Annotated in this window: 1 protein-coding gene and 2 pseudogenes; all 3 read right to left on the reverse strand. The window is 67.3% G+C overall.

The window, feature by feature from the left end; genetic code table 11:
• Positions 1-170, reverse strand: a pseudogene (locus tag JHD07_RS32785) (tryptophan synthase subunit beta); the annotation flags it as partial.
• The gene (locus tag JHD07_RS32790) at positions 167-826 is read right to left on the reverse strand and encodes a phosphoribosylanthranilate isomerase (protein ID WP_291629673.1); all 660 of its coding nucleotides are present in this window, start codon (positions 824-826) and stop codon (positions 167-169) included. The pseudogene JHD07_RS32785 and the gene JHD07_RS32790, both read right to left, overlap by 4 nt.
• Positions 827-893: 67 nt before the next feature.
• Positions 894-1,084, reverse strand: a pseudogene (locus JHD07_RS32795) (DUF1049 domain-containing protein); the annotation flags it as partial.

Consider the following 1,084-nt stretch of genomic DNA (forward strand, 5'->3'; position numbering starts at 1 on the left):
CCGTTCATCTCGCCTTGGAAGGCCGGATCGGCCTTGGCTTCGGTGTAGGCCTTCTCCAGTTCGAGGATCAGCGGCATCAGCGTTTCGGCGACGAAGCGGCCGCCGAAAATGCCGAAATGGCCGCGGTCATCGGGGCCACTGCGATAGGAGTTTGGTTTGGCGATGTTCATCGTACGCTCGACTGTTGGGTGGCGCGCGCGGCGCGGATGAAGGCCTTGATCATCTCGGGGGCCTTGACGCCGGGCGCGCTCTCGACGCCCGAGGACACATCGACGCCGCCGGCGCGGGTGAGGCGAAGGGCCTCGGCGAGGTTATCGGCGTGCAGCCCGCCCGAGACCATGTAAGGCAGTTTCAGGTCCAGATTCTCCAGGAGATGCCAGTCGAACGGCTCGCCCAAGCCCCCGGGCCGCGTCGCATCTTTCGGCGCACGCGCATCGAACAGGATGCGGTCGGCGACCGCGGCATAGCCAGGCAGTACGGAGAGATCGGCGGCTGTTGCAACCGGCACCACCTTCATCACGGCACGGCCGAAGCGTTGCTTGATGTCGCGCAGCCGCGCCACGCTCTCCCTGCCATGGAACTGGAACATGTCCGGCGCCAGCGCATCCATGATGTTGTCGAGCGTGGCGTCATCGGCGTCCACGGTGAGCGCCACCTTGAGCGCGCGCCCCTTCACCTGGCGGCCGAGATCACGGCCGAGTTCCAGGGAGAGATGCCGCGGCGACGGCGGAAAAAACACGAACCCCACCATGTCGGCCCCCGCCTCGAGCGCCGTTTCAAGCGTCTCGCGCGTGGACAGGCCACAGATTTTGACGAGCAGGGACATGGTTCCAAAGCGAATGGAGGCCGCGAGCATCCGCGGCCGGAAAACGGGGTTCTCGGTCGGGCCGCTTCTACAACGTCGCGCGCTGCTTGTCTCGCCCGATGGGCCCATACAGCCCCATCCCGGAGGGAACGGGAAGGCGCCGGGATTCAGGGTTCGCTGCCGCCGCCTGGGCCCGCAGATCGGCCAGTTCGGTCCTGGCGGCCCGTGCCTCGGCATCGTTCCGGCGTGCCGCGCGTCGCCAGTGCCGCTGGCCGAACC

Source organism: Bradyrhizobium sp. (assembly GCF_016462955.1).
In the GTDB taxonomy this organism is placed as follows: domain Bacteria; phylum Pseudomonadota; class Alphaproteobacteria; order Rhizobiales; family Xanthobacteraceae; genus Bradyrhizobium.

Excerpts from the sequence above, each read along its gene's own strand:
- JHD07_RS32790 (WP_291629673.1), bottom strand. The coding sequence starts at position 826 with ATGTCCCTGCTCGTCAAAATCTGTGGCCTGTCCACGCGCGAGACGCTT.